We start from the raw sequence: 8638 nt of genomic DNA, 5'->3' as shown, positions 1-8638 counted from the left end.
TTCCACTCAGTTCCTTGCGATAAAAACCCTCACCTTTAGCCGCAGTAAACTCTGGCCTGGCCGTCACAGATCTGATCCGCCGCGCGCAGCAGGTGCCAGAGCCGAGCGCTCCCTGCGCACGAGCCCGCCCCGGTCCCGGGGCGGCCCGGCAGCAGGACGACCCGACCCCCCAGGCTCGCCGCCAGCCGGCGCAACACCGCCGGGACCGGCTCCGGCCGGGCGGCGGCCGCCGCCAGCGCCTGCTGCGCCTCGGTGACCCGGCGCAGCTCTCGCGTCCGGGCCTCCGCCATCAGCCGCCACACGGTACGGGCGACCGCGGTGAACGGGGTCCCCGGCGGCACTTCCAGCAACGGCAGCCCGTGCCGGGCGCAGGCCGCCACCAGTTCCGGCGGCACCTCCTCGTGCACCGGCGCCACCCCGAACCCGAGCGCCGCCGCGCCCGCCGTGACGAGCCGGGCCACGTACCCGTCGGCGTCCGGCCCGAGCTGCGCCCCGGCGGTCAGCAACAGCTCCCCGCCCAGCAGATACGGGGACGGGTCCGCCATCTCGGAGGCGTGGACCGCGTGCACGGCGACCCCCTCCACGGCGTGCAACCCGCGCAGGCCCAGCTCCCGGTCGGCGAGCAGGGCGGACAGGGCGATGCCCGGGGTCGGCGGCTGGTCCGGCATGGATACTCCGTATAGGTGCGCTCTGCCTGATGGAGGAAACGTACACTTCGCACCTCCCGGCCGTCCCCTTACGCTCGAAGGACCGCACACCCCCTCCGGAAGGCACCCCCATGAGCACGCAGCCGCGCGGACCCGTCGACTCCTCCCGCATCCCGCGCTACGCGGGCCCGGCGACCTTCGCCCGGCTGCCGCGCCTGGACGAGGTCGGCTCGGCCGACGTGGCCGTCGTCGGCGTCCCGTTCGACTCCGGTGTCTCCTACCGGCCGGGCGCCCGTTTCGGCGGCAACGCCATCCGTGAGGCCTCGCGTCTGCTGCGCCCCTACAACCCGGCGCAGGACGCCTCCCCGTTCGCGCTCGCCCAGGTCGCGGACGCCGGCGACATCGCCGTGAACCCCTTCAACATCAACGAGGCCGTCGAGACGGTCGAGGCCGCCGCCGACGAGCTGCTCGGCGCCGGCTCCCGCCTGATGACCCTCGGCGGCGACCACACCATCGCGCTGCCGCTGCTGCGCTCGGTCGCCAAGAAGCACGGCCCGGTGGCGCTGCTGCACTTCGACGCCCACCTGGACACCTGGGACACCTACTTCGGCGCCGAGTACACGCACGGCACCCCGTTCCGCCGCGCCGTGGAGGAGGGCATCCTCGACACCGAGGCGCTCTCGCACGTCGGCACGCGCGGCCCGCTCTACGGCAAGCAGGACCTGGACGACGACGCCAAGATGGGCTTCGGCATCGTCACCTCGGCCGACGTCTACCGGCGCGGCGCCGACGAGGTCGCGGACCAGCTCCGCCAGCGCATCGGCGACCGCCCGCTGTACATCTCCATCGACATCGACGTCCTGGACCCGGCGCACGCGCCCGGCACCGGCACGCCCGAGGCGGGCGGCATGACCTCCCGCGAGCTGCTGGAGATCATCCGCGGTCTGTCCTCCTGCAACCTGGTCTCCGCGGATGTCGTCGAGGTCGCCCCGGCGTACGATCACGCCGAGATCACCTCGGTCGCGGCCTCGCACACCGCGTACGAGCTGACCACGATCATGAGCCGGCAGATCGCGGCGTCGAAGACGAAGTAGGACCTGAGAAGGGCGAGAACCGCACGTGACGCACGACCACGACCTGGTACTCCGTCCCACCGAAGCCCAGACGGCGGCCGCGCTCGCGCCGCCGCCCGGGCGGACGGGCGGGGACCTGGTCGTGGAGACGCTGCGCTCGCTCGGCGCCACCACCGTGTTCGGGCTTCCCGGGCAGCACGCGCTGGCCGTCTTCGACGCGGTGGGCCGCTCCGACCTGCGGTTGGTCGCCCTGCGTACGGAGAACAACGCCGGGTTCGCGGCCGACGCGTACGGCCGCCTCACCGGCGGGGCGGTCCCGCTGCTGCTGTCCACCGGCCCGGGCGCGCTGATGGCCCTGCCGGCGCTGGCGGAGGCGGCGGCCGCCTCCGCGCCCGTGCTCGCCATCTCCTCGCAGGTGCCGAGTGCGGGGCTGGGCGGCGGGCGGCGCGGGCACCTGCACGAGCTGCGGGACCAGTCGGCCTCGTTCCGGGACGTGGTCAAGTCCGTCCACACCGCCCGCACCCCGTCACAGATCCCGTCCGTCATCGCGGAGGCCTGGGAGTCGGCGCTCAGTGCGCCGCACGGGCCCGTCTGGATCGAGATCCCGGAGGACGTCCTCCGCGCGGAGACGGTGATTCCGCAGGTCACGGGGGTGGACGCGACGCCGCACGAGCTGGTCCCGCGCCCCGAGCTGACGGCGCTCGCGGCGCACTGGCTGTCGCAGGCCGCCCGGCCGGTGATCATCGCGGGTGGCGGGGTGGTGCGCGCCGACGCGGCGGGGAAGCTGAGGCAGCTCGCGGAGCGCCTGGACGCGCCCGTCGTCACCACCTTCGGCGGGAAGGGCGCCTTCCCCTGGACCCACCCGCTGTCCCTCCAGTCCTGGCTGGAGGACCGCCACATGACGGACTTCCTGGAGGACGCGGACGTCCTGCTGGTGGTGGGCTCCGGGCTCGGGGAACTCTCCTCGAACTACCACACGTTCTTCCCCACGGGCCGGGTCGTCCAGATCGAGGCGGACCTCGGGAAGCTGGAGTCCAACCACCCGGCCCTCGGCATCCACGCGGACGCCCGCCTGGCCCTACAGGCCCTGCTGGAGACGGTCCCGGAGCGGGAGGACCCCTCGGCCGCCGCCCGCGTCCGGCTGGTCCTGGACGAGATCGCGCATCGCCTGGCCGACCAGGACGTGGCGCTGGAGCAGGAGCTGCTGGCCGCCATCCGGTCGGCCCTGCCGCCGCGCTCGCCGTCGTTCTGGGACATGACGATCCTGTCCTACTGGGCGTGGTCCGCCTTCGACGCGAAGCACCCCAACACCATGCACTCGGCGCAGGGCGCGGGCGGCCTCGGCTACGCCTTCCCGGCGGCCCTCGGCGCGTGCGTCGCCGAACCGGGCACCCCGGTGCTGGCCGTCTCCGGTGACGGCGGCGCGATGTACTCGATCGCGGAACTGGCCACGGCCAAGCAGCACGAGCTGGACGTGACCTGGCTGATCGTCGACGACGGCGGCTACGGCATCCTGCGCGAGTACGGCTGCGCGACGGGTACGGACCTCACCGGCCCCGACTTCGTCGCCCTGGCCGCCTCCTTCGGCGTCCCGGCCGTCACCACCTCGGCCGCCACCCTCCGCGAGGACCTCGCCACGGCCCTCGCCTCCCCGGGCCCCTCGGTTCTGGTCCTCCCCACCACCTTGAAGATGTTCGCCCCGACCCACCTCTGACGGGTGGGGGGCTCAGGCGGCCCCGGCCCCCGAGCATCGCCGCTGCCCCCGGCCCGCGTGCCGCGTAGGCTCGGCAGTAGGACCCCGACGAGACCGCGGGAGGGCCGATGACCGCGCTCGGTGAGCTGATCGAGATCGACGGGCGGACCGTGCTGGTCCTGGGGCAGGAGCTGGATTTCGAGCAGGACCAGCCGGACGTCGCCAACGCCCTCGTCCACCGCGTCGGCGACACCCTCGTCATCGTCGACACCGGCGGCACGGCCGCCTTCCGCTCGGCCCTGCGCGAGGCGGCGGACCGGGTCGGGCCCTGGGCGCGGGCGCTGGTGCTGACCACCCACGGTCATGTGGACCACGTAGCCAACAACGACCTGGCCGACGAGCTGGGCGTGCCGGCCGAGCACTACGTACCCGCCCGGGACCTCGACCAGATGCGGGACCCGGTGGCGTACTGGACGCGGTCCTTCGAGCGCATCGCCGCCATGGCGCCGCTGCCCGCGCCCGCGCTGGCCGCCAAGGTGATGTCTCTCTTCGAGCCCGTGAGCGCCTTCGCCGCCACGACCCGGACCTACGAGCGGCTCCCGCCGGAGCGGATCCGGATCGGGCCGGTGCGGTTCACCGGCTGGGCCTTCGTCGACGGCGCGGTCCGCGTACTGCGCAGCGAGGGCCACACCGCCGGGCACGTCATCGTGCACCTGAGGGACAGCGGCGTACTCCACCTGTCCGACGAGGGGAACGGAGCCTGCGGCGCGATGGCCGACGCCGACCAGCTCAAGATCCAGACCGTGCTCGGCGCCGTCGCCCTCCTCTTCGAGCAGGGGGGAGCCGCGCTCCTCACCGACGGCCACACCTTCGCCGTGCGCCGCCCCGCCGAGGCGGTGTCCCACCTGGACGGCCTGCTGGAGCAGGCCACCGCCCTGCAGGAGGCGGCCCTGCGGCTGACCGGGGACAGCGCCCGGGTCCGGCCCGGCGACTTCGCCACCGGTTACGCGGACGCCCTCGCCCGGCTGGGGGTCGGCGGCGCCAACCCGAATCCGGTCTTCGGGGCCATGATGGCCGTCAACCAGATGCGCGAGCTCGGGTTCCGGCCGGAGTCCGCCGAAGCCGGCGCGCCCTGGTCCCGGCCCACGGCCCGCAACACCGCGCGGGCCTGAGCGGTCCGGATACCCCCAACGGCCCACGCCGTCCGGCGCGCCCGCGCGGAACGCTGTTCGATTGTTGCCGCGGGATGAAATCCGCCGGTCGGGGCGTTGGCGCCTGCGGCAGGACAGGATCGACGGGGAGGCACGACGTGGCGGCGGCGGAGACGGAAGCAGGCGGAAAACAGGGCTGGGGCAGGCGGCTGACCGCCTACACCTGGCGGTACAAGGCCAACGTGCTCCTCGCGCTCGGGTCCTCGCTGGCCGGTATGGCCGTCATGGCGCTCGTGCCGCTCGTCACGCGGACCATCATCGACGACGTCATCGGTGACAAGAGCAAGCCCATGGGCCCCTGGGCGGGCATGCTCATAGGCGCCGCCCTCCTGGTGTACGTGCTGACCTACATACGCAGGTACTACGGCGGGCGCCTCGCCCTCGACGTCCAGCACGACCTGCGCACCGACATGTACGGCGCCATCACCCGCCTCGACGGCCGGCGCCAGGACGAGCTCTCCACCGGCCAGGTCGTCGGCCGGGCCACCAGCGACCTCCAGCTGATCCAGGGCCTGCTCTTCATGCTCCCGATGACCATCGGGAACTTCCTGCTCTTCGGGATATCCCTCGGCATCATGCTGGCGCTGTCCCCGCTGCTGACCCTCGTCGCCCTGCTGATGGCCCCCGCCCTCTGGTACATCGCCAAGCGCAGTCGCAAGAAGCTGTTCCCCGCCACCTGGTACGCCCAGAGCCAGGCCGCGGCCGTCGCCGGCGTCGTCGACGGGGCCGTCACCGGGGTCCGCGTGGTCAAGGGCTTCGGTCAGGAGGAGCAGGAGACCGGCAAGCTCCGCGAAGCCGGCCGTCGGCTGTTCGCCGGGCGGATGCGCGCCATCCGGCTCAACTCGAAGTACACCCCCGCCCTCCAGGCCGTGCCGGCGCTCGGCCAGGTCGCGATGCTGGCCCTCGGCGGCTGGATGGCCACCCGCGGTCAGGTCACCCTCGGTACCTTCGTCGCCTTCTCCACCTACCTCGCCCAGCTCGTCGGTCCCGTCCGCATGCTCGCCATGGTGCTCACCGTCGGACAGCAGGCGCGCGCAGGCGTCGAGCGCGTCTTCGAGCTGATCGACACCGAGCCGGTGATCGAGGAGGGCACGACCGAACTGGCCGCCGACGCGCCCGCAACCGTCGAATTCGAGGACGTCCGCTTCGGCTACGACCCCGAGCGGCCCGTCCTCGACGGGTTCTCGCTGCGCATCGAGGAGGGCGAGACCGTCGCCCTCGTCGGCTCCTCCGGCAGCGGCAAGTCCACCGTCTCGCTGCTCCTGCCCCGCTTCTACGACACCGACGGCGGTGCCGTCCGCATCGGCGGCCACGACGTGCGCGAGCTGACGTACGCCTCGCTGCGCGGCGCGATCGGCCTGGTGCCCGAGGACTCGTTCCTCTTCTCCGACTCCATCCGCGCCAACATCGCCTACGGGCACCCCGGGGCCGACGAGGAGCAGATACGGGCCGCCGCCCGCGCCGCCCAGGCCGAGGGGTTCATCGAGGCGCTGCCCGCCGGATACGACACCACGGTGGGCGAGCAGGGCCTGACCCTGTCCGGCGGCCAGCGCCAGCGCATCGCGCTCGCCCGCGCCCTCCTCACCGACCCCCGGCTGCTGCTCCTGGACGACGCGACCTCCGCCGTCGACGCCCGCGTCGAGCACGAGATACACGAGGCCCTGCGCGCCGTGATGGCCGGCCGCACCACCCTCCTCATCGCGCACCGCCGCTCCACGCTCGCCCTGGCCGACCGGATCGCCGTACTCGACCACGGACGCCTCTGCGACATCGGCACCCACGACGAGCTCCAGCAACGCTCCGCCCTCTACCGCAGGCTGCTGACCGACCCCGACGCGCTGGGCGCCGCCTCGCCGCGCGTTCCCGAGGCCGCCGCGATGGCCGAGTTCGAGCGCGACCTCGAACGGGACATCGAGATCGAGGCGGAGATCGACTCCGAGCCGGTCAACGCCAAGCGCCGGGTCTCCGGCGGGATCACCCCCGAGCTCTGGCGCCGCCAGGACGAGGCGGAGGGCGACGCCCCCGGCGCCGACATCCCCGCCGCCCCCGCGGTCCCCGCCGCCCCCGTCGCCGGGCCCCCCGCCGCCGGCGGCCCCGCCACCCCCGAGCTGCTCGCGCAGGTCGCCGCCCTGCCGCCCGCGGACGACCTGCCCGACGTCGACGAGGACCGGGCCGCCTCCGCCGAGGAGAGCTACGGCCTGCGCCGGTTGCTCCGCGGCTTCTGGGCGCCGCTCGCCGTCAGCCTCGCCCTCGTCGCCGTCGACGCCGGCTCCGGCCTGCTGCTGCCGATCCTGATCCGGCACGGCATCGACAAGGGCGTCGAACAGGCCGCGCTCGGGGCGGTCTGGGTGGCCGCCGCGCTGGCCCTGGCCGTCGTCGTCGGGCAGTGGGCCGCCCAGTTCGCCGAGACCCGGATGACCGGGCGGACCGGCGAGCGGGTGCTGTACGCCCTGCGCGTCAAGATCTTCGCGCAGCTCCAGCGCCTCGGGCTCGACTACTACGAGCGCGAGCTGACCGGCAAGATCATGACCCGGATGACCACCGACGTGGACGCGTTGTCCAGCTTCCTCCAGACCGGGCTGGTCACCGCCGTCGTCTCCGTCTTCACCTTCTTCGGCATCCTGATCGCCCTGCTCGTCCTCGACGTGGAACTGGCCCTGATCGTCTTCGCGACGCTCCCCCTGCTGGTCATCGGCACCGTCGTCTTCCGCCGCAAGTCGGTCGCCGCGTACGAGCTCGCCCGCGACCGGGTCAGCGCCGTCAACGCCGACCTCCAGGAGTCCGTGGCCGGACTGCGCATCGTCCAGGCCTTCCGCCGCGAGGGCGACGGAGCGGTCCGTTTCGCCGGGCGCAGCGACTCGTACCGTCAGGCCCGGGTCCGCGGCCAGTGGCTGATATCCGTCTACTTCCCCTTCGTGCAGCTGCTGTCCTCGGGCGCCGCGGCCGCCGTACTGATCGTCGGCGCGGGCCGGGTGGAGGCCCAGACGCTCACCACGGGCGCGCTCGTCGCGTACCTGCTCTACATCGACCTGTTCTTCGCGCCCGTCCAGCAGCTGTCCCAGGTCTTCGACGGGTACCAGCAGGCCACCGTCTCCCTCGGCCGTATCCAGGACCTGCTGCGCGAGCCGACCAGCACCCCCCGGCCCGCCCACCCGCGCCCGGTGCCGGAGCTGCGGGGCGAGGTCGCCTTCGAGGACGTGCGGTTCGCCTACGGAACCGCCGAGGAGCGCGGCGGGAAGGGGGAGGCGTTGGCCGGGATAAGCCTGCGCATACCGGCCGGACAGACCGTGGCCTTCGTCGGCGAGACCGGCGCCGGAAAGTCCACGCTGGTCAAGCTGGTGGCCCGGTTCTACGACCCGACCTCCGGCCGGGTCACCGCCGACGGCGCCGACCTGCGGGAGTTGGACCTGACGGCGTACCGCCACCGGCTGGGCGTCGTCCCCCAGGAGGCCTACCTCTTCCCGGGTACGGTCCGCGACGCCATCGCCTACGGGCGGCCGGAGGCGAGCGACGCCGAGGTGGAGGCCGCCGCGCGCACGGTCGGAGCCCACGAGATGATCGCCACCCTCGACGGCGGTTACCTGCACACCGTCGCCGAGCGCGGACGCAACCTCTCCGCCGGTCAGCGCCAGCTGATCGCGCTCGCCCGGGCCGAACTCGTCGACCCCGATGTCCTGCTGCTGGACGAGGCGACGGCCGCCCTCGACCTGGCCACCGAGGCCCAGGTCAACCTGGCCACGGACCGGCTCGCCGGCAAGCGCACCACCCTCGTGGTGGCCCACCGCCTGACGACCGCCGCCCGCGCCGACCGCGTGGTGGTCCTCGACCGGGGCGCGGTCGTCGAGGACGGCACGCACGCCGAGCTCCTGGCGCGCGGGGGCCGTTACGCCGAGCTGTGGCGGACCTTCGCCGGAGAGGACGAGCGGGCCGCCGCCTGACCCGTCCGGCCGAGTCGACCGCCCGCCGAGGCGGTCGCCCCGGCCGCCGCCCGCCGCCGGGTGCAACCTTCCGGAT

General features: G+C 73.7%; 4 protein-coding genes and 1 pseudogene. 4 read left to right on the top strand and 1 reads right to left on the bottom strand.

Annotation, left to right across the window (positions count from 1 at the left end):
• Positions 1-149: 149 nt before the first annotated feature.
• A pseudogene (locus tag E6R62_RS29110) lies at positions 150-668 on the bottom strand (PucR family transcriptional regulator ligand-binding domain-containing protein); the annotation flags it as partial.
• 110 nt (positions 669-778) lie between these two features.
• Between E6R62_RS29110 and speB the strand changes: the two are divergent.
• The 4 genes from speB (at position 779) to E6R62_RS29090 (ending at position 8562) form a co-directional block, all read left to right on the top strand.
• Positions 779-1741, top strand: a complete 963-nt coding sequence (speB, locus tag E6R62_RS29105; RefSeq protein ID WP_136216469.1) for an agmatinase — start codon at positions 779-781, stop codon at positions 1739-1741.
• Between the two features lie 25 nt (positions 1742-1766).
• The gene (locus tag E6R62_RS29100; protein ID WP_136216468.1) at positions 1767-3434 is read left to right on the top strand and encodes a thiamine pyrophosphate-binding protein; all 1668 of its coding nucleotides are present in this window, start codon (positions 1767-1769) and stop codon (positions 3432-3434) included.
• A 107-nt stretch (positions 3435-3541) separates the two neighbouring features.
• On the top strand, positions 3542-4585 hold the full coding sequence (locus E6R62_RS29095) for an MBL fold metallo-hydrolase (RefSeq protein WP_136216467.1): 1044 nt from the start codon (positions 3542-3544) through the stop codon (positions 4583-4585).
• Between the two features lie 137 nt (positions 4586-4722).
• A complete protein-coding gene (locus E6R62_RS29090) occupies positions 4723-8562 on the top strand; it encodes an ABC transporter ATP-binding protein (protein ID WP_240801974.1) in 3840 nt (1279 codons plus the stop codon).
• Positions 8563-8638 lie beyond the last annotated feature (76 nt).

The sequence above is a fragment of the Streptomyces sp. A1136 genome (assembly GCF_004795055.1).
GTDB lineage: Bacteria > Actinomycetota > Actinomycetes > Streptomycetales > Streptomycetaceae > Streptomyces.
This window is presented reverse-complemented; position numbering and strand designations above follow the sequence as displayed.

Bases quoted from the DNA above. Each gene is read 5' to 3' on its own strand.
- speB (WP_136216469.1), top strand. From the start codon at position 779: ATGAGCACGCAGCCGCGCGGACCCGTCGACTCCTCCCGCATCCCGCGC.
- E6R62_RS29095 (WP_136216467.1), top strand. From the start codon at position 3,542: ATGACCGCGCTCGGTGAGCTGATCGAGATCGACGGGCGGACCGTGCTG.